Below are 24099 nucleotides of genomic sequence, written 5' to 3' on the forward strand. Positions count from 1 at the left end.
AATGCAAGTAATGCGCGGCTGGGCGACTCGGCACGCGTCCTGGATGGGCCTGATTGGGCTGCTGGGCGCGACGCAAGAGGTGCAGGCCGGTGACTACGATGGTTCACCCCAGGTCGCCGAATTTGTCGGTGAAATGACCCGCGACTACGGTTTTGCCGGTGAACAACTGATGGGCGTGTTCCGTGAAGCCCAGCGCAAGCAGGCGATCCTCGACGCGATCTCGCGTCCCGCCGAGCGCGTTAAACAGTGGAAAGACTACCGCCCGATGTTCCTCACCGACGCCCGTGTGGCGCGGGGCGTGGACTTCTGGCGCCAGCACGAAGCGGTGCTGGCCCGCGCCGAGCAGGAATACGGCGTGCCGGCCCAGGTGATCGTCGCCATCATCGGCATCGAAACCTTCTACGGGCGCAACACCGGCAGTTACCGGGTGATCGACGCCTTGTCGACCCTGGGCTTCGATTACCCGCCACGTGCCGAGTTTTTCCGCAAGGAGCTGCGTGAGTTCCTGCTGTTGGCCCGTGAAGAGCAGGTCGACCCGTTGACCCTCAAAGGCTCCTACGCTGGTGCGATGGGCCTGCCGCAGTTCATGCCGAGCAGTTTCCGGGCGTATGCGGTGGATTTCGACGGCGACGGCCACATCAATATCTGGAGCAACCCGGACGATGCCATCGGCAGCGTGGCCAGCTACTTCAAGCGCCATGGCTGGGTGGCCGGCGAACCGGTGGTGATCCGCGCCGATGTCACCGGCGAGCGCGCCGACGAAGGTTTGACCCAAGGTATTGAGCCGGTCAAGACCGTCGGGGAGTTGCGAGCGCTGGGCTGGTCGAGTCAGAATGCGCCACGCGATGATATGCCGGTGACGGCGTTCCGCCTCGAAGGCGCAAACGGTCCGGAATACTGGATGGGCCTGAAGAATTTTTACGCAATCACGCGTTATAACCGCAGTGTGATGTACGCCATGGCCGTGCATCAGCTGTCAGACATGCTGGTCCAAGCACGGGGCAACAAGTAATGCGGGTATCGCCGTTCCAAAAACCGCTCAAGCTGGTGGCGTTCGCCGCGTTGTCCTTGCTGGTTGTCAGTTGCTCCTCCACTACCAGCCGTGCTCCGGCGCCGAAGGGCGGCGCTGTCGTTCGCGCCCAGCCGGGCCTGGACATCAACCGCGCGCACAAAGACGGCGCGCCGTGGTGGGATGTCGACGTATCAAAGATCCCGGATGCCACGCCGACCCTGCACACCGGGCCTTATAAAGCCAACCCGTATACCGTGCTGGGCAAGAATTACTTCCCGCTGCAGGAATCCAAGACCTACTCGCAAACGGGCACGGCGTCCTGGTACGGCACCAAATTCCATGGCCAGAACACCGCCAACGGCGAAGTGTATGACCTGTACGGCATGAGCGCGGCCCACAAGACCTTGCCGCTGCCCAGCTATGTACGCGTGACCAACCTGGACAACAACCGTACGGTGATCCTGCGGGTCAACGACCGTGGGCCGTTCTATTCGGACCGGATCATCGACTTGTCCTACGCCGCCGCGAAGAAACTCGGTTATGCCGAAACTGGCACCGCGCGTGTGAAAGTCGAAGGTATCGACCCGGCGCAGTATTGGGCTCAGCGTGGCAAACCGGCGCCATTGATGCTCAACGAGCCGCAAACCCCGCAACCGCAAGTGACCGCCTCGGCGGGCAAGATCGAGCAGTGGACACCGCCACCGGCGCAGCACGCACCCGATACGGTCGTGGTGCCCCATGCAGCGCCAGGCGCATCTACAGTCGGCGGCCAGTACCTGCAGGTCGGCGCTTTCGCCAACCCGGATGCGGCAGAACTGTTAAGGTCCAAGCTCAGCGGCATGGTCAGCGCGCCAGTGTTTATCAGCTCCATCGTGCGTAACCAGCAAACCCTGCACCGTGTGCGCATGGGCCCGATTGGTTCGCCAAGTGAAGTGGCGCACGTGCAGAACAGTGTGCGCCTGGCCAACCTGGGGCAACCCAGTGTCGTCACGGCTGAATAAGTAAAAGGATTGATGGTTCAGGTTCGCCTGAACCGAGGTTGTTGGCTCGTTGAACAATAAAAACCCAGGGGCAAGGGGTGAGCGGGCAACCGAACACGCGACAGTCTGGCAGCGGGCTGTCTGAATAGTTTTGCCCGCGAGGGCAAGTTTCCATAAGCAATTTCGAGAGACGGATGAACATCACCACCTTAGCCAAACGCACGTGCCTGCTTCTTTCGCTGATCATCACCCCGGCCGCCTGGGCGGTTGAAATGGTGCCAGCTTCCCCGCAATTGGCCGCCAAGGCCTGGGTCCTCATGGATGCCGCCAGCGGCAACGTGCTGGTCGAGAACAACGGTGACCAGCGCCTGCCCCCGGCCAGCCTGACCAAGCTGATGACAGCCTACATCGCGACCCTGGAAATCCGTCGCGGCCAGATCGGCGAGAATGACCCGGTTACCGTCAGCGAAAACGCATGGCGCACCGGCGGTTCGCGGATGTTCATCAAGGTCGGTTCGCAGGTTACCGTCAGCGACCTGCTGCACGGCATCATCATCCAGTCCGGTAACGACGCCAGCGTGGCCCTGTCCGAGCACATCGCCGGCAGCGAAGACGCGTTCGCCGACTTGATGAACAAGACCGCCGGCGACCTGGGCATGACCAACAGCCACTTCATGAACCCGACCGGCCTGCCGAACCCGGAGCACTACTCGTCGGCTCACGACATGGCCGTGCTGGCTCGTGCGATCATCCGTGTCGACCCGGTGCACTACGCGATCTACTCCCAGAAGGAATTCTTCTGGAACAACATCAAGCAGCCTAACCGTAACCTGCTGCTGTGGCGTGACAAGACCGTCGACGGTCTGAAAACCGGCCACACCGACGAAGCCGGCTACTGCATGGTGTCGTCCGCCGTACGTGACGGCCAGCGCCTGATCGCCGTGGTATTCGGCACCAACAGCGAGCAGGCCCGTGCGGCCGAGACGCAAAAACTGCTGACTTACGGCTTCCGCTTCTTCGAAACCCAGACCTTCTACCAGAAGGGGGCCGAGCTGGCCCAAGCCCCGGTATGGAAAGGCGCGACCCACCAAGTCAAGGCCGGCCTGGCCGATGACCTGACCCTGACCATGCCTAAAGGCCAGCTGAAAAAGCTCGCGGCCAGCATGACCATGAACCCGCAATTGGTCGCTCCAATCGCCAAGGGTGACGTGATCGGTAAAGTCGAAGTGAAGCTCGATGACAAGGTGGTGCATAGCGCCGACCTGATCGCACTGGACGCCGTTGACGAAGGTGGTATCTTCCGCCGCGTGTGGGATAGCATCCGTCTATTCTTCTACGGCTTGTTCAACTGATTGTGCGCACCTGCAAAGCCCCGCGTTGATCCAGCGCGGGGCTTTGCCCGTCGCCACGGCTTAGCGCTTACGAGGCTGTTCTGCCATGACCGATAAAGAAGTAGAAGTAAAGGCGCCAAAGATCGAATTCCCCAACGTGGACTATCCCGTCAAGGTGATCAGCGATACCGGTGTGGGCAACAAAGACAAGATTCTCGAGATCGTGCGTAAACACGCGACGATCAACGACAACCGGGTGGACGAGCGTTTGAGTTCCAACGGTAAGTACACCACGATCCAGTTGCACATCGTGGCAACCGGTCAAGACCAGCTCTACGACATCAACAGTGAACTGCGGGCCACCGGCTTCGTGCACATGGTGTTGTGATGTCACAGGTTTTGGGCTTTCGCGAGCTCGGCCAGATGGCCTATGAGCCGGTCTGGCATGCCATGCAGCGCTTCACCAACGAGCGCGGCACCTCGGCCCCGGATGAAATCTGGCTGGTAGAACACCCGCCGGTCTTTACCCAGGGCCAGGCCGGCAAGGCTGAGCATCTGCTGCTGCCGGGTGATATTCCGGTGGTGCAGGTCGACCGAGGTGGCCAAGTGACTTACCATGGCCCTGGTCAGCTGGTGGCCTATTTGCTGCTGGACGTGCGCAAGCTGGGTTTTGGCGTGCGTGACCTGGTAAGCCGCATGGAGGCTTGCCTGATCGAGCTGTTGGCCAGTTACGGCGTGACTGCCGCGGCCAAGCCCGATGCACCCGGTGTATACGTGGACGGCGCGAAAATCGCCTCCCTCGGTTTGCGCATTCGCCATGGTTGTTCCTTTCATGGCCTGGCCCTGAATGTGGACATGGACCTGGCGCCGTTTCGGCGCATCAACCCGTGCGGTTACGCCGGGCTGGCGATGACTCAACTGAGCGACCACGCCACACCGATTAAATTTGCCGAGGTAAGTGCCCGGCTGCGTGCGCAGCTCGTCAAACACCTCGACTATGCTGAGCAGACGACCCTTACGGGCGGAATCGACTGATTATGACTACTGATGCAGTGCAAACCATGATCCCGACGCTGGACATCACCGAGCGTCCGGCCCCGGCCCCGCGTGCCAAGGTCGAAGCCGGCGTCAAGCTGCGCGGCGCCGAGAAGGTTGCACGCATCCCGGTGAAAATCATCCCGACCACCGAACTGCCGAAGAAGCCTGACTGGATCCGCGTGCGCATCCCGGTTTCGCCGGAAGTCGACCGTATCAAGGCCCTGCTGCGCAAACACAAACTGCACAGCGTGTGCGAAGAAGCTTCCTGCCCGAACCTGGGCGAATGCTTCTCCGGCGGCACCGCCACCTTCATGATCATGGGTGACATCTGCACCCGTCGTTGCCCGTTCTGCGACGTTGGCCACGGCCGGCCGAAGCCATTGGACGTCAACGAGCCGGAAAGCCTGGCTATTGCCATTGCCGACCTGAAACTCAAATACGTGGTCATCACCTCCGTAGACCGCGACGACCTGCGTGACGGCGGTGCCCAGCACTTTGCCGACTGCATCCGCGAGATCCGCAAGCTGTCGCCGAACGTGATGCTCGAAACCCTGGTGCCGGACTACCGTGGCCGCATGGACGTCGCGCTGGAAATCACCGCGGCCGAGCCACCGGATGTGTTCAACCACAACCTGGAAACCGTGCCACGTTTGTACAAAGCTGCGCGCCCAGGTTCGGACTACCAGTGGTCGCTGACCCTGCTGCAAAAATTCAAGCAGATGATGCCGCACATCCCGACCAAATCCGGGCTGATGCTGGGCCTGGGCGAGACCGACGAAGAAGTCATCGAAGTCATGAAGCGCATGCGCGAACACGACATCGACATGCTGACCCTGGGCCAGTACCTGCAACCGTCGCGCAGCCACTTGCCGGTGCAGCGTTTTGTGCACCCGGACACCTTCGCCTGGTTCGCCGAGGAAGGTTACAAGATGGGCTTCAAGAACGTGGCTTCGGGCCCGCTGGTACGTTCCTCGTACCACGCCGATGAGCAAGCCAAGCTGGTCAAGGCGAGCCTGGTTTCGTAAGCGTTTCCCCTCTGTAGGAGCAGCCGAACTGCTCCTACAGAGTTTCCCTCCTTTTCTCCCTTCTGTTTGCAACCATCACTGGCTAGAGTGCCTGGGTATCCAACCACGGAGAACCATGGATGACGACTCAACTCGCGGCTGCCGTGCCTGCCCTGCGCACCGAAGGCGTAATTGGCCTGATTGCCCCCGCCGGCCCTGCCGCACTGGATGTTGAAAAAGCCGGCCAGTGGATGCGCGCCCGTGGCCATGAGCTGCGCATATTCCCCGGTGTGTATGAGCGCGATGGCTACCTGGCCGGCAGCGACGAGGTGCGCCTGCGCGATTTGCATGCGGCGTTTGCCGATCCCGAAATCGATGCCATCTTCTGCCTGCGTGGCGGCTATGGCACCCCGCGACTATTGGATCGGCTCGATTTTGACCTGATTAGAGCCAACCCCAAGCCATTTGTGGGGTACAGCGACATCACCGCGTTGCACCTGGCCATCAACCGCTACGCGGGTTTTGTGACCTTTCACGGGCCGATGCTCAATGCCGATCTGCTCGGTGACAAGCAGCAGCCCACCGAGTCGTCGTTGTTCAGCATGTTGCGTGGGCAACTGAGCGAGTGCAGCGTGCTGGCACACCCGGTTGCTTACCCACTGACCACGATTGAGCCGGGTGTCGCCTGCGGGCGTTTGCTCGGCGGCAACCTGTCGATGATTGCCGCGGTAATGGGCACGGCGTTTGAGATCGACGCCGAAGGCATCATTCTGTTTATCGAAGACGTCAACGAGCCACTCTACCGAATTGACCGGCTGCTGACGCACTTGCGCCTGGCGGGCAAACTGGCTCAGGTGGCCGGCGTGTTGGTCGGGGATGTATCGGGGGTGGATAAGGCGGCGTTGGAGCGGCTGCTCAAGCAGACCTTCGAGCCGCTGTGCATTCCGGTGTTGTCCGGCTGGCGCAGCGGGCACTGCGATCCGAACCTGACGCTGCCGATGGGCGCGCTGGTGCGTCTGGATGCGGGGGAGCAGCAGTTGGTGTTGGAGCAGGATGTAGTGTTCAAGCCCTGAGCGTCGATCGTTCCCACGCTCTGCGTGGGAATGCATCCCGTGACGCTCCGCGTCACCCCCTCAAGAGCAGACGCAGAGCGTCCAAGGCGGCATTCCCACGCGGAGCGTGGGAACGATCGTGGTCTCAGCGGCTCTGCAACGACTCCAGCAGCTTCACCGTCGGAAACCCATCCGCAGGCCAACCCAACGACTGCTGCGCCGCCCGGATCGCCTTGCGCGTGTTGGCGCCGATAATCCCGTCCGGGTTGCCCGCGTCATAGCCCTTGGCACTCAGCACCGTCTGCAGGTCGATACGCTGGGAGCGACTCAGCGGCAGCTCATCCTTGGGCCAATCGCCACGAATCACTCCGCCGCCAGCAAACCGCTCCGACAACAGGCCTACGGCCAGCGCGTAGGACGACGAGTTGTTGTACTTGAGGATCGCGCGGAAGTTATCCAGCACCAGGAACGCTGGGCCACGGTAGCCGGCCGGCAGCAGCAGGGCAGCTGACAGGTGCTCGACGTTCGGTGGCATGCTCGCGCCAGGTGGCAGCTGGATACCGAGTCTCATCCACTCGCCAACGGTCTTGCGTATGCCGCCGTCGGCCAGGGCGTAATCGAAGTTCGTCGGCAGTTGTTTCACCTCAAAGCCCCACGGCTGGCCGCGTTGCCAGCCGGAGCTTTGCAGGTAGTGCGCAGTGGAGGCCAGGGCGTCGCCCGGGCTGTTCCAGATATCGCGGCGACCGTCGCCATCGAAATCCACGGCATGGGTGTTGTAGGTGGTCGGGATGAACTGGGTCTGGCCCATGGCCCCGGCCCACGAACCTTTCATCTGGTCGGCAGAGATATCGCCATGCTGGATGATCTGCAACGCCGCCAGCAGTTGCGCCTGGGCGAATGCCGGGCGGCGGCCTTCATAGGCCAGGGTCGCGAGCGAACGGATCACCGAGTTATTGCCCTGGAACTGGCCAAAGTTGCTTTCCATGCCCCACACCGAAACCAGCGCCTGGCGATCAACGCCATAACGCTCTTCGATGCGCTGCAGGATATCGGCGTATTTGATCAGCAACGCTTGGCCATTACGCACGCGTACTGGCGACAGGGCACCGTCGAGGTATTCCCACACCGGGCGGGAAAATTCCGGTTGGCTGCGATCGGCGCGAATCACCGCCATGTCGGGCGTCACGCCAGCAAAGGCGTTATCGAAGACGGCGGGTGTGATCCCCGCGCTCAGGGCTTGCGCACGAAAGCCAGCCTGCCATTCGGCAAAGGTCTGGGTCGGCTGGATATCAAGATTGTCCACGGCCAAAGGGGGGACCACGGCAGGCGCGACGGCAGGCACGGTCTGGAGCTTTGGCAGGGGTTGCGCGTCCGCGGCGGTGGGTTTCTCGGCGCAGGCGACAAGCAGAATGAGGCTGGAGGCAGCAATCAATTGGCGAAGGTGCCAACGACGGGAAAGGCTAGAGGGCATGCACAGGTCCAGGGATTACAAATCAAGTACAGACCTTATCATGCCGGAGGGGCGCTTGCCTTCAGGCAGCCAGAAAGTAAGAAGCCTCCCAGCTATTAGACTGGAAGGCTTCGCGGCGGTAGCTGCCTTTGCCCTTGCCGGCGCGTTCCTGACGGCTGCGGAACAGTGGCTGGGCGATGATGGATTTGGCTTTGTTGGGGCCATGCTTGGATGGCTTTTTGCTCATGGTCGGTACTCTCTCGAGGTGGGGGCTTGAGGTGGGGTGAAGCGGTGCAAATCATCTGCCGAAGTGGCGCGGCTGTAAAGCCCTGCGATGTGTAGGTGGTTTCACCTATTCAAGTGGGCACGGTCAATGTGGGAGCTGGCTTGCCTGCGATAGCGGTCCATCAGCAAAAATGTAGTGGCTGACACACCGCTATCGCAGGCAAGCCAGCTCCCACAAGGGACAGTGGGGTTATTCGGCGGGGAGTGTCAGGCGTTGGCCAGACATCAACAGTGACAAACGGCTCAGGCTCATCCACGGCGAACCTGCCGCCTGGCCTTTGATCTGCGCGTCGATGCGTTGCGCTTCCAACAACAGCTGCGCCCAGCGTTGCGCCGAGTGGCGTTGCAGGGCTTTGCTCATCAGTGGTTTGCGCTTGTCCCACACCGGCGGCCTGGCCTGGCTGAAGCATTTGTCCAGCGGCGTGCCTTGGCTGTATTGCAGGGCAATATTGGCCAGCACTCGCAACTCTCGAGCCAGCGCCCACAGAATCACCGGCGGTTCCACACCTTCACCGCGCAAGCCTTCGAGCATGCGCAGGGCGTGGGCGGGTTCGCCATTGAGAATCGCGTCCACCAACCCGAACACATCAAAGCGCGCGCTATCAGCGACTGCGCCCTGGACGGTTTCGACGGTGATCTGCCCGTCTTCGGCCATCAGCTTGAGCTTTTCGATTTCCTGGGCGGCGGCAAGCAGGTTGCCCTCGACCCTGGCGGCGATGAGCTCGACGGCATCTTGCGTTGCCGACAGCCCTGATTGCGACAGGCGCTGACGTATCCATTGCGGCAACTGGTTGCTGTCCACTGGCCAGATCTGGATGAACTGGGTTTGCGGGCCTTCTACCAGCGCCTTGCCCCACTTGGTTTTCTGCGCACTGCCATCAAGCTTGGGCAAGCTGATCAGCAGCACCGTGTCCTCAGCGGGGCGTGAGCAGTATTCCATCAACGCCGCCGCGCCCTTGTCACCCGGCTTGCCTGAAGGCAGGCGCAGTTCCAGTAGGCGTTTCTCGGCGAACAACGACATGCTCGCACCGGCTTGCAGCAGCGTGCCCCAGTCGAAACTGGCGTCGGCGCTGAACACCTGGCGTTCATCGAAGCCTTGCTGGCGTGCGGCGGTGCGAATCGCGTCGGCCGCTTCCTGGCACAGTAGCGGGTCATCACCGCTGACAATGTAGACAGGCGCGAGGCCACCTTGCAGGTGTTTGGCGAGTTGGGCGGGGGCAAGTTTCATAGGCGGGGCGAACGGGGCGCCAGGGGCGCCCCGTCTGGCTTACTCGACAGGGACTTCGGCAGGCGATTGTTTCGGTGTGTTGTCTTCGTATTCTTGCGCAGCTTTCAGGGCATCGGCGTCAGCCTTGGCCTTGTTGTCGGCGGTCAGTTGCAAGGCGGCCAGTTTCTCTGGCGTCAGCTGTTGCAGACGAATCATCAGACGCTGGATCACCTCACGACGCATTTCCTTGCGAACCTGGATGATCTCGGAGTCCGAGCCCACCAGGTTGTTACCGTCGTGGCTCACGACTTTCTGCACTTCAACCTTGTCACCCATCAATGGCAGGTGGTCGCGGCCTTGCAGTTCATAGACGACCAGGGTGTTCAGCTCAATGTCCGACGCACGGCCGGCACTGGCGTAGCTGAGGTTACGCTGGGTTTCTTTCTCGTCCACCAGATTCAGTTTGTAAGTCGCGCCGGAACCGACGCGTACACCGCTGCTTTCCAGGGCCTGGCGCAGCTGGGTCACGGTCTCGCCGTAGGCGTTGCGTGCGCTGACGTCCAGTTCCTTGATGCTCAGTTCATTGGTGGCGGTGCCACGCAGCTGGAAGCCGCAAGCGCTCAGCAGCACAGCGAGGCCCATCACCAGCAAATTGCGTTTGATCATTTTGTTGCTCCCCTTGAAACCATGTGGGCCTTATCGAGGCCTTAAAGGTTTAGTTCGGCGCAGGGCTCAAGCCCTGCGCCCGATCCGATTAGCTGGCGACGATGTTGACCAGTTTGCCCGGCACTACGATCACTTTGCGGATCGTCAGGCCTTCGGTAAAGCGCAGCACGTTTTCGTTGATGCGCGCTGCGGCTTCCACGTCTTCACGGCTGGCGCTGGCAGGCATGTCGATCTGGCCACGCAGTTTACCGTTAACCTGGATAACCAGTTGCAATGTGTCCTGTACCAGCGCGCTGTCATCCTGCACCGGCCAGCGCGCATCGATGACCGCGTCGCTGTGGCCCAGGCGGCTCCACAGTTCATGGCTGATGTGCGGCGTGATTGGCGCCAGCAGCAGCACCACAGCTTCCAGGCCTTCCTGTACCAGCGCGCGGTCCTGTTCGGTGGCTTGCGGGGCTTTTTCCAGCACGTTCATCAGTGTCATCACCTGAGCGATGGCGGTGTTGAACTTGTGGTTCTGGCCCACGTCCTGGCTGGCCTGGCGGATGGCCAGGTGGGTGCTGCGGCGAATGGCTTTTTGCTCATCGCTCAACGACGCCACGTCCAGTTTGCCCGGTAAACCCTGGCTGACATGGGCGTGCGCCAGGCGCCAGACGCGCTTGAGGAAGCGGTGCGAGCCTTCAACGCCGGAGTCGGACCATTCGGCGCTCATGTCGGGCGGCGAGGCGAACATCATGAACAGGCGGCAGGTATCGGCGCCGAACTGATCGATCATCGACTGTGGGTCGACGCCGTTGTTCTTGGACTTGGCCATCTTCTCGGTGCCACCGATTTCCACCGGCAGGCCGTCGGATTTCAGCGTGGCGCTGATGACCTTGGCTTTGCTGTCACGCTCAAGCTCGACGTCCGCCGGGTTGAACCAGGTGTAGGCGCCATTGGCTTCGCGGCGATAGTAAGTCTCGGCGATCACCATGCCTTGGGTCAGCAGGTTCTTGAACGGCTCATCGGAGCTCACCAGGCCTTCGTCGCGCATCAGCTTGTGGAAGAAGCGCGCGTAGAGCAGGTGAAGAATCGCGTGTTCGATGCCGCCGATGTATTGATCCACCGGCAACCAGTGGTCGGCTGCGGATTTTTCTACCAGGCCGCCTTCATAGTGTGGCGAGGCGTAGCGGGCGTAGTACCACGAGGACTCGACGAAGGTGTCCATGGTGTCGGTTTCACGCTTGGCAGGTGCGCCGCATTTAGGGCACGTGCACTCGTAGAACTCAGGCATGCGCGCCAATGGCGAACCGGCGCCATCCGGCACCACGTCTTCGGGCAGTACCACCGGCAACTGGTCTTCCGGCACCGGCACGTCACCGCAGGTTTCGCAGTGGATGATCGGGATCGGGCAGCCCCAGTAGCGCTGGCGGCTGATACCCCAGTCGCGCAGGCGGAACTGGGTGCGCGAGGCACCGAGGTTCTTTTTGATCAAGGCAACTTCGATGGCGTCGAAGGCACCCTGGAAGTCCAGGCCATCGAACTCACCGGAGTTGATCAGCGTACCGTGTTCGCCGTAGGCGTCTTGCCACGGGGCCGGGTTGGTATCACCCGAGCTGGTACGCACGACCGACTTGATCGGCAGGCTGTACTTGGTGGCGAACTCGAAATCGCGCTCGTCGTGGGCCGGCACAGCCATGACTGCGCCATCGCCGTAGTGCATCAGCACGTAGTTGGCGACCCACACCGGCAGTTTTTCGCCCGTCAGTGGGTGCTCGACGAACAGGCCGGTTGGCAGGCCTTTTTTCTCTTGGGTGGCAACGTCGGCTTCGGCCACGCTGCCGCCTTTGCATTCAGCGATGAACGCCGAAAGCTCTGGGTTGTTCTGTGCAGCCTGGGTGGCCAGCGGGTGCTCGGCGGCCACGGCGACGTAAGTCGCGCCCATCAGGGTATCGGGGCGGGTGGTGAAGACTTTGAGTGCGCCCGTTTCGCCGATCGAGTCGACGTTGTACGGGAACTGCACTTCCATGCCCTTGGATTTGCCGATCCAGTTGCGCTGCATGGTCTTGACCTGCTCAGGCCAGCCCGGCATGTCGTCCAGGCTCGACAAGAGTTCATCGGCGTAGGCCGTGATCTTGAAGTAGTACATCGGGATCTGGCGCTTTTCGATCACCGCGCCGGAACGCCAGCCGCGACCGTCGATGACCTGCTCGTTGGCCAGTACGGTCTGGTCGATCGGGTCCCAGTTCACGGTGCCGTTTTTACGGTAGATCACGCCTTTTTCGAACAGGCGCGTGAACAGCCACTGTTCCCAGCGGTAGTAATCGGGCTTGCAGGTGGTCACTTCGCGGGACCAGTCCACCGCCAGGCCCAGGCTGCGCAGCTGGGTTTTCATGTAGGCGATGTTTTCGTAGGTCCACTTGGCGGGCGCCACGTTGTTTTTCATCGCGGCGTTTTCCGCCGGCATGCCGAAGGCGTCCCAACCCATAGGTTGCAGGACGTTTTTGCCGAGCATGCGCTGGTAGCGGGAAATTACGTCGCCGATGGTGTAGTTACGCACGTGCCCCATGTGTAGCTTGCCGCTGGGGTAAGGGAACATCGATAGGCAGTAGTAAGTCTCCTTGCCTGGCTGTTCACTGACTTCAAAGGACTTTTGCTCGTCCCAGAAGGTTTGGGCGGCATTTTCTATTTCACGGGGCTGATATTGTTCGTGCATGGCTACTTTTGAACTGAATAGGGGTGGCCTAATCCTCTTCGGTACAACATTCAGGTTGATCGACACCAAAAAGCGGCGCGTCCGTGCCCAAACCCTGCGGGAAGTGGAGTTACAGGAAGCGCCGTAGCATACATGACCCCACTCTATCGAGGGAAACCCTGATTGCGCGGCGAGGGCCGTCTGTCGCGGCGCGAGGCAGGCGCAGCCATGGGGACTACGCTGTTTATTGGGGAGTGAGTCTTATCTTCAATGAGGTGAGGGGATGGTTGAATCGCAGCGAACTTTAATGAAACCGCAATTGTATGAAGGACTGATCGACCGTTTGGGTCGGGCATTGGATGCCGCAAGAACCGCAGGCCGATTGCGTGATGAGCGGCCTCTGGAGCTGGAGTTGCGAGGCTTGAGCCAGGCTGAACTTGAATTGATCAAGTGCTACCTGGAATTGAATCACCACCGTGCCTCTCAGGAACGGGCTGCCCCGCCCGCCCAAGAGCCTTTGCGTTCGGCCAAGGTGATCTGGCTGAAAGATGTGTCTGCTGGTCGCGGTCCCGATAAGCGTCGGGTCGCACGGTAAACGTGGAGCACCGCGTTATCCTTTGAGTCGTTCTCGAAACAGGTTGGTAAAGATTGTCGCTAAACCCCGTTGCATCTAGGCTTCGGGCATCTTTGGAGATGCCCGATGCCTTTTCGTTATTTCATTAAACAATTGCTCTTGCCGCCCGGCCTCTTTTTGCTGCTGCTGGCGCTTGCCTGGTGGTTGCGTAAAAGTCGCCCGCGCCTGGCCGGATGCTGCTTTGCCGTGGGGTTCGGGGGGCTGTGGTTGATCAGCCTGCCGGTGATGGTGCAATGGGGCGCGCATGCCCTGGAGACCGAGCCGCCGTTGGCCCGTGAAGAATGGGCGACGCTGGCCCAGCGCGCTGACGCGATTGTGGTGCTGGGGTCGGGGCGTGAGCGCGGTGACCCCGCGTGGGGTTCCGATCAACCCACCGGTACTGGGCTTGAGCGCCAGCGTTATGCTGCGCGTCTGGCCAAGGCCTCCGGCTTGCCGGTGCTGACCAGCGGCGGCTTGCACTACGGCACGCCACCCAGTGAGGCTGAGCTGATGGCGGTGTCGATGCAGGATGACTTTGGCGTCACCGTGCGTTGGAAAGAAGAGCGCAGCCGCACCACCTGGGAAAACGCGCAGATGAGCGCCGAAATCCTGTTGCCGCAAGGCATCAAGCGCGTGGTGGTGGTGACCCAGGCCTGGCATATGCCGCGTGCGGTATGGAGCTTCGAGAAGGCCGGTTTTACGGTAGTGCCAGGGCCGGTGGGCTTTTTGGGCGTAGACAATGCGCGACCGCTGGGCGGCTGGATGCCCGAGTTTGTGTCAGTGTGGCGCAGCGGGCAGTTGATCAATGAGGCGGTGGGGCAGGTGGGGTATCGGGTGTTTTACCGATAACGCCGCAATTTCAAATGTGGAAAGCGGTTCATGTGGGAGCGGGCTTGCTCGCGAAAGCGGTGTGTCAGTTGACGATATGTTGACTGACACACCGCTTTCGCGAGCAAGCCCGCTCCCACACAAGCCAGCTCCCACATTGGTTTTATGCCGTTCGTTAGACGGTTTTAGACATCCGGCCCGCCAGCAGCGCCCAGCCGAACAAGCCCAGGCACACAATGATCAACGGCCACGAGCGCCATTGCAGGTACGGCGTCAGGTTGTGCATCGGCACCACTTCGCCGTAGAGAATCCCACGCTCGAACTGCGGGATCTGCGCGGTAATCTGCCCAAATGGGTTGATCAAACCTGTCACCCCATTGTTAGTGGCGCGGATCATCCAACGGCCAGCCTCCAATGCACGCATCTGCGCCATTTGCAGGTGTTGCAGCGGGCCGATGGAGCGGCCGAACCAGGTGTCGTTGCTGATGGTCAGCAGCAAATCGCTCTGGGCCGACAGGCCTGCGGCGAATTCCGGGTACACCACTTCATAGCAAATGAACGGCGCAATCTGATAGCCCTTGGCCTGCAGCATCGCCTGATCGGACGGGCCGCGGGCGAAGTCCGACATTGGCAAATCGAAGAAGGCGATCAGCCCGCGCAGCATGTCTTGCAACGGCACGTATTCACCAAAAGGCACCAGTTTTTGCTTGAGGTAAGTGCCATCACCTTCACCCACCACCGTGATGCCGTTGAAGTAGCGCTTCTGGTGGTGCACTTCCTGGCGAATCGGTACGCCGGTGATCAGCGCGGAGTGCCGGTCGGCGGCAAACTTGCCCATCATGCCCAGGTAGCCTTCGACTGACTCTTTGAGCACCGGCACCGCGGTTTCCGGCCATACCAGCAGGTCTACCGGCTTGGAGCTGAAACTCATGTCGCGGTACAGCGCCAACTGCGCATCGATCTGCGCGGGGTCCCATTTCATGCTCTGTTCGACATTGCCCTGGATCGCCGCCACCGTCAGTGGGGCGCCCGAGGGCGAGGTCCAGGCGTGATGCTTGAGCGCCAGGCCGATGGCCCAGGGTGCAACCAACAACACCAAGCCTGCGCCGATGAAGCCGTTGCGCTTGCTTGCCAGCAGGCGCGGCAGGTTGCACAGCACGGCCGCCGTCAGCGCCAGGGCAAAGGAGATCAGCCACATGCCGCCCAGTGGCGCAAGGCCGGTGAGCGGGCCATCGAGTTGGCTGTAACCGGAGTACAACCAAGGGAAACCGGTCAGGAACCAACCACGAAACGCTTCCTGGCCAACCCACAGCGCCGCAAAGGTCAGCGCATCGGCCAGCGGCGCCTCATTGCGACGCAGCCAGCGTGCCCACAGCCAAGCGGGCAGGGCGAAGAACCAGGCAATCGCGGCGGTAAACAGCAGCATCAAAAAGCCGGCCAGCAACACCGAAGCGCCGCCGAAGTGGTGGATGCTGTAGTAGATCCAACTGGTGCCGGCGCCAAACAGGCCAAAACCGAAACACCAGCCACGGCCCAGAGCCTGACGTGGCGTCAGCTCGCGCAGTCCCACATAGAACAGCCCGACGGCCAGTAGCGCAAATGGCCACAGATCGAAGGGCGCCAGCGCCAGAGTAGTGATGGCGCCGGCCACCACGGCCAGCAGGTTACCGGGCCAGCCGGGTGCAATCAGACGGCGCATGTAGGGGTGGGTCATCAGCTATTTCCTGTGTCGCGCCGGGCCTGCTGCGGCACAGGGCAAGGCGCGAGGAGTGTGGTTTGGTTTTTCCAAATGAACGACGAGTAACGCAGCCCTGTGCCGCAGCAGGCCCGGCCCTTCGGGTTGCCCCTGAGAGCGGGCCATGCTGCGTTGCAGGCCTTGAAAAGGGAACGCCATTCCCTGCGGCCTGCGCCTTGCCTGGCCCGCTCTCAGGGGCAACGCGACACAGGAAATAGCTGATGCCCCACCCCTTCCTTAGCGGGCAATCGGAGTCAGGCGGATCAAGTGGATACGACGGCTATCCGCATTCAGAATGCGAAAGCGATAAGCGCCAATCTCGGTGGTTTCGTTACGTTTTGGCAGGTGCCCGAACGCACTCATCACCAAGCCGCCCACGGTGTCGAATTCATCGTCGGAGAATTCGCTGTCGAAGAACTCGTTGAAGTTCTCGATCGGCGTGAGCGCCTTGATCAGGAAATCACCGCTGGGCAGCGGCTTGATGTAGCTGTCTTCTTCGACGTCGTGCTCGTCTTCGATGTCGCCGACGATTTGCTCGAGCACGTCTTCGATGGTCACAAGACCAGCCACGCCGCCGTATTCGTCGATCACAATGGCCATGTGATTGTGGTTGGCGCGGAACTCGCGCAGCAGCACATTCAGGCGCTTGGATTCAGGCACGAAGGTGGCCGGGCGCAGCAGGTCCTTGATGTTGAAGCTGTCGCCGTTCTCCTTGAGGATCAGCGGCAGCAGGTCCTTGGCCAGCAGGACGCCCATGACGTCGTCATGGCTTTCACCGATCACCGGGTAGCGCGAGTGCGCCGAGTCGATCACGGCCGGGAGGAATTCCCGTGGGGTCTGGGTCGCCTTGATGCTGATCATCTGCGAACGCGGGACCATGATGTCCCGAACCTGCAGGTCAGCCACCTGGATGGCGCCTTCGACGATGGCCAGCGCTTCGCTGTCCAGCAACTTGTTCTGATGGGCCTCGCGCAGCAGCTCCAGCAGCTCCTGGCGGTTTTTCGGCTCGTGGGCAAAAGCCTGGGTCAGTTTACCCAGCCATGACTTCTGCCCGTTGCTCGATCGGTCTTCGCTCATAGCGATTACTCTAAATCCTTTGTTGTGTCAGTTATGTGTAGTTTCAGTTTTCGTCGTCTGCATACGGATCAGGGTGACCCAGTTCAGCAAGCAACGTTTGTTCCAGTGTTTCCATTTCGCAGGCTTCGTCATCGTCTATATGGTCGTAACCCAAGAGATGCAAGCAGCCGTGGATGACTAGATGGGCCCAGTGGGCCTCAAGTTCCTTGCCTTGTTCCTTCGCCTCGCGCTCCACCACTTCGACGCAGATCACCAGGTCGCCCAGTAACGGGATATCCAGTAACTCATCCGGCACGTCGGCGGGAAAGGACAGCACGTTGGTCGCGTAATCCTTTTGGCGCCAGGTGTGATTCAGTTCACGGCCTTCGGGCTCGTCCACCAGGCGGATGGTCAGTTCCGAGTCGGCGGTGCGCTGGCGCAGGGCCAGGGCGCACCATTGACGGAACTGCGCTTCGCTGGGGGCGGGCGCTTCGGTGGCCAGTTGCAGGTCTAGCTCAAGCATCGTGGCGCACGTCCTTGGCGGGTACGTCATCGCGGTGCTCAAAGCGCTCGTAGGCCTCGACAATGCGCTGCACCAGCGGATGACGAACCACGTCTTTGGGCATGAAATGCGTGAAGCTGATACCTGGCACGTCCTTGAGCACGTCGATCACCTGGGCCAGGCCGGACTTGGTGCCCTTGGGCAGGTCGACCTGGGTGACGTCGCCGGTGATCACGGCGGTGGAGCCGAAACCGATACGGGTGAGGAACATTTTCATCTGTTCGACCGTGGTGTTCTGGCTTTCGTCGAGGATGATGAAGCTGTTGTTCAAGGTGCGACCACGCATGTAGGCCAGCGGGGCGATCTCGATCACCTGGCGCTCAATCAACTTGGCCACGTATTCAAAGCCGAGCATCTCGTACAGCGCGTCGTAGAGCGGGCGCAGGTACGGGTCGATCTTCTGGGCCAGGTCGCCGGGCAGGAAGCCAAGCTTCTCGCCAGCCTCGACCGCCGGGCGCACCAGCAGGATGCGCCGCACTTGCTCGCGCTCCAGGGCGTCGACCGCACAGGCCACGGCCAGGTAGGTCTTGCCGGTACCGGCGGGGCCGATGCCGAAGTTGATATCGTTACCGAGGATTTCCTTGACGTAGCGCTGCTGATTCAAGCCGCGTGGGCGAATCATGCCTTTTTTGGTGCGCAGGGCCACGCTGGCTTCGGCCACCGGGTTGTTGGCCAAGTCTTCCACGGCGGATTCCTGCAGATACAGGTGCACGGTCTCCGGCGACAGCTCACTACCCTTGGTTTCGCGGTAGAGGCGGCGCAGCAGGTTTTCTGCAGACGTGGTGTGCTGGGGTTCACCAATAAGCTCGAACTGATTGCCGCGGTTGCGGATCTCGATGCTCAGGCGTTGTTCGATCAGGCGCAGGTGCTCGTCGAACTGTCCGCACAGGTTGGCGAAACGGCGAGCCTCAAACGGCTCGAGGAGGAAACGATGGGGTTCTGCTATGGGTGCGTTCAAGGTTGCTTTTAGCCGCCCTTTGGCTGTTTAGGTGAAAGAGAGGATAACGCCAGCGCTCGGCGTGCGAAAGCACTTATATAGGCTGGCTCAATCTCAAGAACCATGAAGATCCACTGTGGGAGCTGGTAAGCCAGCTCCCACATTTGATCCTCCTATGTCTTGAGGTCAGTTGATCAGCGACCCACGCAGCGAGTGCGGTTGCGCCGCATCGATGTGCACATCGGCAAACTGGCCGATCAGAGTCGGGTTGTCGCAGCGGAAGTTGACGATCCGGTTGTTCTCGGTACGCCCTTGCAATTCGCCCGGGTCTTTTTTCGAGTAGTCGGTGACCAGGATGCGCTGGATCGAACCGACCATTTGTCGGCTGATCTCGAAACCTTGCTGGTTCAGGCGATGTTGCAGCGCGTTCAAGCGCTCTTTTTTCAGCGATTCCGGCGTGTCATCCGCCAAGTCCGCTGCCGGCGTGCCTGGACGCTGGCTGTAGACGAACGAATACGAGAAGTCGAAGCCGACGTCTTCGATCAGCTTCATGGTCTGCTCGAAATCTTTCTCGGTCTCGCCAGGGAAGCCGACGATGAAGTCCGAACTGATGCAGATGCCCGGCACGGCGGCGCGCAATTTACGCAGCTTGGATTTGTACTCCAGGGCGGTGTGGTTGCGCTTCATGGCCGCCAGAATGCGGTCCGAACCCGACTGCACCGGCAAATGCAGGTGCTTGACCAGCTCCGGCACCTCGGCGTGCGCCTGGATCAGGCTGTCGGAGAACTCCAGCGGGTGCGAGGTGGTGTAGCGAATACGCTCGATGCCGTCCACCGCTGCCACCACGCGGATCAACTCCGCGAGGTCGGCCAGGCGCCCGTCGTGGGTCTGGCCGCGATAGCCGTTGACGTTCTGGCCCAGCAAGGTCACTTCGCGCACGCCGTTTTCGGCCAAGTGGATAATTTCCGACAGCACGTCGTCAAACGGCCGGCTGACTTCTTCGCCACGGGTGTAGGGCACCACGCAGAAGGTGCAGTACTTGCTGCAGCCTTCCATGACCGACACATAGGCACTCGGCCCGTCGATGCGCGGTTCGGGCAAATGGTCGAATTTTTCGATTTCGGGGAACGACACGTCCACCTGCGGCAGCTTGGTGATGCGTGCGGCGTCGATCATTTCCGGCAGGCGGTGCAGGGTTTGCGGGCCGAAAACCACGTCGACATAGGGGGCGCGGTCGCGGATCGCGGCGCCTTCCTGGCTGGCCACGCAGCCGCCGACGGCGATCACCATCTCCGGGTTGGCCAGTTTCAATTCACGCCAGCGGCCCAGCTGGGAGTACACACGGTCCTGGGCACGCTCGCGGATCGAGCAGGTATTGAGCAGGATTACGTCGGCATCTTCGGCGCGGGCGGTGACTTCCAGGGCCTGGTGTTCGCCCAGCAGATCGACCATGCGCGAGCTGTCGTACTCGTTCATCTGGCAACCGTGGGTTTCGATGTAAAGCTTCTTGGCCATGGGAATCGTCAACTGGTGGTAAAGAACCGCGCATTATAGGGGGCATGCCCATTGGTTCCTAGCGCTGTGCATCGGGTGCCATGCTATAGTTCGCGCCCTCTTTTATATCCCCGATGTGTTGTTCGCCCACCATGACCAAACGTGAAGCTCCAATCTACAAGGTGATTTTCCTCAACCAGGGCCAGGTGTTCGAAATGTACGCCAAGCAGATCTATCAAAGTGATCTGTGGGGCTTCCTGGAAGTGGAAGAGTTCGTCTTTGGCGAGCGCACCCAATTGGTCGTCGACCCGGGCGAAGAAAAACTCAAGGCGCAGTTTGAAGGCGTGGTGCGCAGCTTTGTGCCAATGCATTCGATTGTGCGCATCGATGAAGTCGAGCGCCTGGGCACGCCGAAGATCAGCGAGGCGCGCGGCACCAGCAATGTGATGCCGTTTCCGATGCCGATGCCTGAGAAGTAAGGCGTTAGACCGAGTCAAGCTATCGCAGGCAAGCCAGCTCCCACATTTGGAATGCATTTCCTTGTGGGAGCTGGCTTGCCTGCGATAGCGGTAGGGGGGCTTAGCTGAAATCAGGGCAGGGGCGAGAAGGGTGAACGCCCATCGGCACTCTGCAATTCCTGCAGGTAATTGCGGAAAATCTGGCCCAGCACCTGGGTGGCCACTTCCAGTTCATCACGCTGCATGTGCTCGGCGACTTCGTCGGCCGTGTCCAGCGCGTCTTCGGCACCGTTGACCGCTGCCATTTTCAGCACGATGTAGGCCTGGACGTTATTGGCCGGCACACCTTCGCCTTTGAAGAACATGTTACCCAGTTGGAATTGCGCCTGGGCGTGGCCCTGCAACGAAGCCTTTTCGAAGTAGCTCAGGGCTTTGTTGAGGTCGCGGGCCGGGTTTTTGTCGTCGTGGAAGTACTCGCCCAACTCGTATTGCGCCTGCGCATCCCCACCGTCGGCCTGTTTCTGGCACGCGCTCAGGGCTTCGGCCTGGCTGTCTGGCTGGGTATTGAGGGTGCAACGACCCATCGCTGGGATTAACAACGAGTTGCCGCCTGCCTGGGCATGTGCCAGCAGCGGCTGAAGGAGCAACAGGCAGCCCAGAACCAGGGTGCGGCCGGTGCGTTTCATGGGAATCGACTTACCTCTGACGGGGCACGCGGACCCTCGGGGGTCCAATAAGCGCGCATTATGAAATAAGCAGGCCCCTGCTTACAAAGTCTTTACTCGTTTTTCTGCTGCGTAGGCAAGTTATCTGCCGGATTGCAGGTGATTTCTCGAAAAATGCAGGAAATCTCTGTAAGCAAAGTAGCAAATCTGACGCTGCGAGGGGCAACGTCAGATGTGTGTGTCCCTTATATCAGGGCTTACTTCAGGGCTGCGAAAGCGCGCTCGGCAGCATCCAGGGTCAGTTTCAACTCGGCTTCGCCATGGGCGATCGAGGTGAAACCCGCTTCAAAAGCGCTCGGTGCCAGGTAAACGCCGCCTTCGAGCATCAAGTGGAAGAAGCGCTTGAACAGGTCGGCATCGCTGCCCATCACGTCATCAAAGGTAACGATATCGTCGGCGCCGCTGAAATACAGGCCGAACATGCCACCTGCTTGTGTGGTCACGAACGGGATACCCGCCGCATCGGCGCGCTGTTGCAGGCCATCGAGCAGGCGTGTGGTGTAGTCGGTCAGCTCGGCGTGGAAACCCGGGCGGCTGATCAGGCGCAGGGTGGTCAGGCCGGCCGCCATGGCCAATGGGTTACCTGACAAGGTGCCCGCCTGATACACCGGGCCAAGCGGCGCGATGTGCTGCATGATTTCGCGCTTGCCGCCGAAGCAGCCCACGGGCATGCCGCCACCGATGATCTTGCCGAAGGTGCTCAGGTCCGGCGTGACGCCGTAGTAAGCCTGGGCGCCGCCGAGGGCTACGCGGAAGCCGGTCATCACTTCGTCGAAAATCAGCACCACGCCGTGCTTGTCGCACTGCTCGCGCAAACCTTCCAGAAATCCCGGTGCCGGTGGCACGCAGTTCATGTTGCCGGCTACCGGCTCGACGATGATGCACGCCACGTCCTGGCCGACTTCGCTGAGCATCTGCTCAACGGCAGCGATGTCGTTGAACGGCAGGGTCAGGGTGTGTTTGGCAAACGCGGCCGGCACACCCGCCGAGCTTGGCACGCCTTGGGTCAGCAGGCCGGAACCGGCTTTTACCAGCAGGCTGTCGGAGTGGCCGTGGTAGCAGCCTTCGAACTTGATGATGCTGTCGCGGCCGGTGAAACCACGGGCCAGGCGGATTGCGCTCATGGTGGCTTCGGTGCCGGAGCTGACCATGCGCACCATTTCCATCGATGGCACGATTGAGCACACCAGATCCGCCATCTCGGTTTCCATGGCGGTCGGCGCACCATAGGACAGGCCGTGTTGCAGCTGCTGACGCACCGCGTCGAGCACGTCCGGGTGGCTGTGGCCGAGGATCATCGGCCCCCAGGAACCTACGTAGTCAACGTAGCGCTTGTCATCTTCGTCGGTGACGTAGGCGCCTTCGGCATGCTTGAAGAACAACGGTGTACCGCCGACGCTCTTGAACGCACGCACGGGGGAGTTCACACCGCCGGGGATGTGTTTCTGGGCATTGGCAAACAGGGTTTCGGAACGGGACATGATCGGGCTCTCTACACTTAAACTTTAAGAAGGTCGTTGAAGGCGCGGGCGCGGCGCGTGACTTCCTGGGTGCTGTCGGCACCGAACAGGCCGTGTACCACGGCGAGCAGGTCGGCACCGTGGGCCACCAGGGGGGCGGCGTTCTCCAGGGTGACGCCACCGATCACGCAGATCGGCAACTGCAGACGCGTGCGGGCCTGGGCCAGCATGTCGAGCGTGGCGGCCGGCGCGCCGGGCTTGGTGTTGGAATTGAAAAAGCGGCCGAAGGCGACGTAGCTCGCGCCTTCCTTGGCGGCCTGCTCGGCCAGTTCGATCTGGCTGTGGCAGGTGGCGCCGATGATGGCTTTGGAGCCGAGCAGTGCGCGGGCCGGGGTCAGTGGGCCGTCGGTTTGGCCCAGGTGTACGCCGACGCCCAGGCGCGCGGCCAATTCGGCGTCATCGTTGATGATCAACTGGGTCTTGTAGCGTGAGCACAGCTCGCGCAGTTTCTCGGCTTCACGCAGGCGCCGGGCTTCGTCGCTGCTTTTGTCGCGGTACTGCAACAGGGTTACGCCACCGTCCAGTGCTGCTTCGACGTAGGCGAGGAATTTGCCGGCCAACAGTTGGCTGTCGGTAATGGCGTAAAGGCCACGTAGTTTCATCGAGCAGGCCTCTTGTGCGGTTAAGAGCAGAAATCCAGCGGCAGACGGCGCGGCACAAACTGGCCCTGGCCGAGTTGTTCGGCGTCACGCAGGGTGCGCCAAGTGTAGTTGAGCGCCGATTGCACCGCGCTGGCCAAGCCTTCGCCCTGTGCGATCCGGCCGGCCAAGGCGCTGGCAAGCGTGCACCCCGAGCCGTGATAGCTGCCGGGCAGGCGCTGGCAGGTAAAGGTCTGGCGCGTGCCGTCGCGGCTGTACAGGCGGTTGTGCACTTCATGCTCGTCGCCGTGGCCGCCGGTGATCAGCAGATGCTTTACAAACGGCAGCAGCTTCTCGGCGCATTCGTCCGCCGTGCCCTCGGGCAATTCGGCGAGGATGCGCGCTTCGGGCAAGTTCGGCGTAGCGATCAGCGACAGTGGCAACAGCCGCTCACGCATGGCATAACCGACTTCGTCCTTGCCCAGGCTGCCGCCGCCACCGGCGCGCAGCACCGGGTCGCAGACCACCGGCAGGTGCGGGTGCGCCTGCAGCAGTTCGACCACGGTGTCGACCATCGCGGTGGAACCGAGCATACCGAGCTTCACCGCCGCCACTTCGGAGTCGCTCAGCACGGCATTGGCCTGGGCCAGTACCCACTCGCGGTCGAGCACGCGAAAATCGCTGACATTGACAGTGTTCTGCACGGTCAAGGCAGTGACGGCCGGGGCCGCATGACAGCCTTGTGCAAGCAGGGCTTCGATATCTGCCTGCAAGCCGGCGCCACCACTGGGGTCGTGGCCGGAGAGACAGAGGACAACGGGGCGAGAGCTGTAGATATTCATGGTGCGCGAGCTTACCACCAAACGCTTTTGGCGTGGCTGTTGGGCGAGAGGC

At 61.2% G+C, this 24099-nt stretch carries 24 protein-coding genes; 10 read left to right on the forward strand and 14 right to left on the reverse strand.

The features are described 5' to 3' along the window. The first annotated feature begins 1 nt into the window (after window position 1). From mltB to GIW28_RS13055, 7 genes are all read left to right on the forward strand, one after another. Complete coding sequence (gene mltB, locus GIW28_RS13025) at window positions 2-1012, forward strand: lytic murein transglycosylase B (RefSeq protein WP_017136051.1); 1011 nt, start codon at window positions 2-4, stop codon at window positions 1010-1012. Further along, window positions 1012-2013 (forward strand): septal ring lytic transglycosylase RlpA family protein, encoded by a 1002-nt coding sequence (locus GIW28_RS13030; protein WP_169987391.1) that lies wholly within the window; start codon window positions 1012-1014, stop codon window positions 2011-2013. The genes mltB and GIW28_RS13030 overlap by 1 nt, the downstream gene beginning before the upstream one ends. Window positions 2014-2186: 173 nt before the next feature. Then, window positions 2187-3344 carry a D-alanyl-D-alanine carboxypeptidase family protein gene (locus tag GIW28_RS13035; RefSeq protein ID WP_017136053.1) on the forward strand — a complete coding sequence of 386 codons (1158 nt, stop codon included), beginning with the start codon at window positions 2187-2189 and terminating at the stop codon, window positions 3342-3344. 85 nt (window positions 3345-3429) lie between these two features. Then, window positions 3430-3711: a DUF493 domain-containing protein gene (locus GIW28_RS13040; RefSeq protein ID WP_017136054.1), complete on the forward strand. Its 282-nt coding sequence runs from the start codon at window positions 3430-3432 to the stop codon at window positions 3709-3711. Further along, on the forward strand, window positions 3711-4358 hold the full coding sequence (gene lipB / locus GIW28_RS13045) for a lipoyl(octanoyl) transferase LipB (protein ID WP_017136055.1): 648 nt from the start codon (window positions 3711-3713) through the stop codon (window positions 4356-4358). The genes GIW28_RS13040 and lipB overlap by 1 nt, the downstream gene beginning before the upstream one ends. Window positions 4359-4384: 26 nt before the next feature. Beyond that, window positions 4385-5386 carry a lipoyl synthase gene (lipA, locus tag GIW28_RS13050; RefSeq protein WP_057444888.1) on the forward strand — a complete coding sequence of 334 codons (1002 nt, stop codon included), beginning with the start codon at window positions 4385-4387 and terminating at the stop codon, window positions 5384-5386. A 119-nt stretch (window positions 5387-5505) separates the two neighbouring features. After that, window positions 5506-6438 (forward strand): S66 peptidase family protein, encoded by a 933-nt coding sequence (locus GIW28_RS13055; RefSeq protein ID WP_169987389.1) that lies wholly within the window; start codon window positions 5506-5508, stop codon window positions 6436-6438. A gap of 124 nt (window positions 6439-6562) precedes the next feature. Here GIW28_RS13055 and GIW28_RS13060 read toward each other — a convergent pair whose 3' ends face one another. The 5 genes from GIW28_RS13060 to leuS form a co-directional block, all read right to left on the reverse strand. Next, complete coding sequence (locus GIW28_RS13060; protein ID WP_017136057.1) at window positions 6563-7888, reverse strand: lytic murein transglycosylase; 1326 nt, start codon at window positions 7886-7888, stop codon at window positions 6563-6565. 61 nt (window positions 7889-7949) lie between these two features. Further along, window positions 7950-8114: an alternative ribosome rescue factor ArfA gene (gene arfA, locus GIW28_RS13065; protein WP_003176285.1), complete on the reverse strand. Its 165-nt coding sequence runs from the start codon at window positions 8112-8114 to the stop codon at window positions 7950-7952. Between the two features lie 228 nt (window positions 8115-8342). Then, the gene (gene holA / locus GIW28_RS13070; RefSeq protein ID WP_017136058.1) at window positions 8343-9380 is read right to left on the reverse strand and encodes a DNA polymerase III subunit delta; all 1038 of its coding nucleotides are present in this window, start codon (window positions 9378-9380) and stop codon (window positions 8343-8345) included. A 39-nt stretch (window positions 9381-9419) separates the two neighbouring features. Further along, window positions 9420-10025, reverse strand: a complete 606-nt coding sequence (locus tag GIW28_RS13075) for an LPS-assembly lipoprotein LptE (RefSeq protein ID WP_017136059.1) — start codon at window positions 10023-10025, stop codon at window positions 9420-9422. Between the two features lie 88 nt (window positions 10026-10113). Next, on the reverse strand, window positions 10114-12720 hold the full coding sequence (gene leuS / locus GIW28_RS13080; RefSeq protein ID WP_017136060.1) for a leucine--tRNA ligase: 2607 nt from the start codon (window positions 12718-12720) through the stop codon (window positions 10114-10116). Between the two features lie 262 nt (window positions 12721-12982). Between leuS and GIW28_RS13085 the strand changes: the two genes are divergently transcribed. Continuing rightward, window positions 12983-13294 (forward strand): hypothetical protein, encoded by a 312-nt coding sequence (locus tag GIW28_RS13085; RefSeq protein WP_017136061.1) that lies wholly within the window; start codon window positions 12983-12985, stop codon window positions 13292-13294. Between the two features lie 105 nt (window positions 13295-13399). Continuing rightward, complete coding sequence (locus GIW28_RS13090) at window positions 13400-14161, forward strand: YdcF family protein (protein WP_099547592.1); 762 nt, start codon at window positions 13400-13402, stop codon at window positions 14159-14161. A 154-nt stretch (window positions 14162-14315) separates the two neighbouring features. Here the strand turns inward: GIW28_RS13090 and lnt are convergent, their stop codons facing one another. The 5 genes from lnt to miaB form a co-directional block, all read right to left on the reverse strand. Then, a complete protein-coding gene (lnt, locus tag GIW28_RS13095; protein WP_026013602.1) occupies window positions 14316-15839 on the reverse strand; it encodes an apolipoprotein N-acyltransferase in 1524 nt (507 codons plus the stop codon). Window positions 15840-16112: 273 nt separating this feature from the next. Next, on the reverse strand, window positions 16113-16952 hold the full coding sequence (locus GIW28_RS13100; RefSeq protein WP_010206772.1) for an HlyC/CorC family transporter: 840 nt from the start codon (window positions 16950-16952) through the stop codon (window positions 16113-16115). A 43-nt stretch (window positions 16953-16995) separates the two neighbouring features. Next, entirely contained in the window at window positions 16996-17454 is a 459-nt protein-coding gene (gene ybeY / locus GIW28_RS13105) for an rRNA maturation RNase YbeY (RefSeq protein ID WP_056861975.1), read from the reverse strand. Beyond that, window positions 17447-18451 (reverse strand): PhoH family protein, encoded by a 1005-nt coding sequence (locus GIW28_RS13110; protein ID WP_169987387.1) that lies wholly within the window; start codon window positions 18449-18451, stop codon window positions 17447-17449. Before GIW28_RS13110 ends, ybeY begins: the two co-directional genes overlap by 8 nt. Window positions 18452-18616: 165 nt before the next feature. Further along, a complete protein-coding gene (miaB, locus tag GIW28_RS13115) occupies window positions 18617-19945 on the reverse strand; it encodes a tRNA (N6-isopentenyl adenosine(37)-C2)-methylthiotransferase MiaB (protein ID WP_099547593.1) in 1329 nt (442 codons plus the stop codon). 131 nt (window positions 19946-20076) lie between these two features. Here miaB and GIW28_RS13120 point away from each other — a divergent pair, with 131 nt between their 5' ends. Beyond that, window positions 20077-20403: a DUF1820 family protein gene (locus GIW28_RS13120; protein WP_003194436.1), complete on the forward strand. Its 327-nt coding sequence runs from the start codon at window positions 20077-20079 to the stop codon at window positions 20401-20403. Window positions 20404-20513: 110 nt separating this feature from the next. On the opposite strand, the gene GIW28_RS13125 is transcribed toward GIW28_RS13120, so the two are convergent. The 4 genes from GIW28_RS13125 to GIW28_RS13140 form a co-directional block, all read right to left on the reverse strand. After that, the gene (locus tag GIW28_RS13125) at window positions 20514-21068 is read right to left on the reverse strand and encodes a tetratricopeptide repeat protein (protein ID WP_017136068.1); all 555 of its coding nucleotides are present in this window, start codon (window positions 21066-21068) and stop codon (window positions 20514-20516) included. 236 nt (window positions 21069-21304) lie between these two features. Further along, window positions 21305-22588, reverse strand: a complete 1284-nt coding sequence (gene hemL, locus GIW28_RS13130; RefSeq protein WP_017136069.1) for a glutamate-1-semialdehyde 2,1-aminomutase — start codon at window positions 22586-22588, stop codon at window positions 21305-21307. Between the two features lie 17 nt (window positions 22589-22605). Then, a complete protein-coding gene (gene thiE / locus GIW28_RS13135; RefSeq protein WP_017136070.1) occupies window positions 22606-23229 on the reverse strand; it encodes a thiamine phosphate synthase in 624 nt (207 codons plus the stop codon). Window positions 23230-23249: 20 nt separating this feature from the next. After that, window positions 23250-24047, reverse strand: coding sequence for a hydroxymethylpyrimidine/phosphomethylpyrimidine kinase (locus tag GIW28_RS13140; RefSeq protein WP_056861986.1), 798 nt, complete (start codon window positions 24045-24047; stop codon window positions 23250-23252). Window positions 24048-24099: the final 52 nt, after the last annotated feature.

The sequence above is a fragment of the Pseudomonas sp. PA-5-4B genome, from assembly GCF_021606215.1.
Lineage (GTDB): Bacteria > Pseudomonadota > Gammaproteobacteria > Pseudomonadales > Pseudomonadaceae > Aquipseudomonas > Aquipseudomonas edaphica.

Coding starts and splice junctions, on each gene's coding strand:
- mltB (WP_017136051.1), top strand. CDS start 2: ATGCAAGTAATGCGCGGCTGGGCGACTCGGCACGCGTCCTGGATGGGC.
- GIW28_RS13030 (WP_169987391.1), top strand. CDS start 1,012: ATGCGGGTATCGCCGTTCCAAAAACCGCTCAAGCTGGTGGCGTTCGCC.
- GIW28_RS13035 (WP_017136053.1), top strand. CDS start 2,187: ATGAACATCACCACCTTAGCCAAACGCACGTGCCTGCTTCTTTCGCTG.
- GIW28_RS13040 (WP_017136054.1), top strand. CDS start 3,430: ATGACCGATAAAGAAGTAGAAGTAAAGGCGCCAAAGATCGAATTCCCC.
- lipB (WP_017136055.1), top strand. CDS start 3,711: ATGTCACAGGTTTTGGGCTTTCGCGAGCTCGGCCAGATGGCCTATGAG.
- lipA (WP_057444888.1), top strand. CDS start 4,385: ATGATCCCGACGCTGGACATCACCGAGCGTCCGGCCCCGGCCCCGCGT.
- GIW28_RS13055 (WP_169987389.1), top strand. CDS start 5,506: ATGACGACTCAACTCGCGGCTGCCGTGCCTGCCCTGCGCACCGAAGGC.
- GIW28_RS13060 (WP_017136057.1), bottom strand. CDS start 7,888: ATGCCCTCTAGCCTTTCCCGTCGTTGGCACCTTCGCCAATTGATTGCT.
- arfA (WP_003176285.1), bottom strand. CDS start 8,114: ATGAGCAAAAAGCCATCCAAGCATGGCCCCAACAAAGCCAAATCCATC.
- holA (WP_017136058.1), bottom strand. CDS start 9,380: ATGAAACTTGCCCCCGCCCAACTCGCCAAACACCTGCAAGGTGGCCTC.
- GIW28_RS13075 (WP_017136059.1), bottom strand. CDS start 10,025: ATGATCAAACGCAATTTGCTGGTGATGGGCCTCGCTGTGCTGCTGAGC.
- leuS (WP_017136060.1), bottom strand. CDS start 12,720: ATGCACGAACAATATCAGCCCCGTGAAATAGAAAATGCCGCCCAAACC.
- GIW28_RS13085 (WP_017136061.1), top strand. CDS start 12,983: ATGGTTGAATCGCAGCGAACTTTAATGAAACCGCAATTGTATGAAGGA.
- GIW28_RS13090 (WP_099547592.1), top strand. CDS start 13,400: ATGCCTTTTCGTTATTTCATTAAACAATTGCTCTTGCCGCCCGGCCTC.
- lnt (WP_026013602.1), bottom strand. CDS start 15,839: ATGCGCCGTCTGATTGCACCCGGCTGGCCCGGTAACCTGCTGGCCGTG.
- GIW28_RS13100 (WP_010206772.1), bottom strand. CDS start 16,952: ATGAGCGAAGACCGATCGAGCAACGGGCAGAAGTCATGGCTGGGTAAA.
- ybeY (WP_056861975.1), bottom strand. CDS start 17,454: ATGCTTGAGCTAGACCTGCAACTGGCCACCGAAGCGCCCGCCCCCAGC.
- miaB (WP_099547593.1), bottom strand. CDS start 19,945: ATGGCCAAGAAGCTTTACATCGAAACCCACGGTTGCCAGATGAACGAG.
- GIW28_RS13120 (WP_003194436.1), top strand. CDS start 20,077: ATGACCAAACGTGAAGCTCCAATCTACAAGGTGATTTTCCTCAACCAG.
- GIW28_RS13125 (WP_017136068.1), bottom strand. CDS start 21,068: ATGAAACGCACCGGCCGCACCCTGGTTCTGGGCTGCCTGTTGCTCCTT.
- hemL (WP_017136069.1), bottom strand. CDS start 22,588: ATGTCCCGTTCCGAAACCCTGTTTGCCAATGCCCAGAAACACATCCCC.
- thiE (WP_017136070.1), bottom strand. CDS start 23,229: ATGAAACTACGTGGCCTTTACGCCATTACCGACAGCCAACTGTTGGCC.
- GIW28_RS13140 (WP_056861986.1), bottom strand. CDS start 24,047: ATGAATATCTACAGCTCTCGCCCCGTTGTCCTCTGTCTCTCCGGCCAC.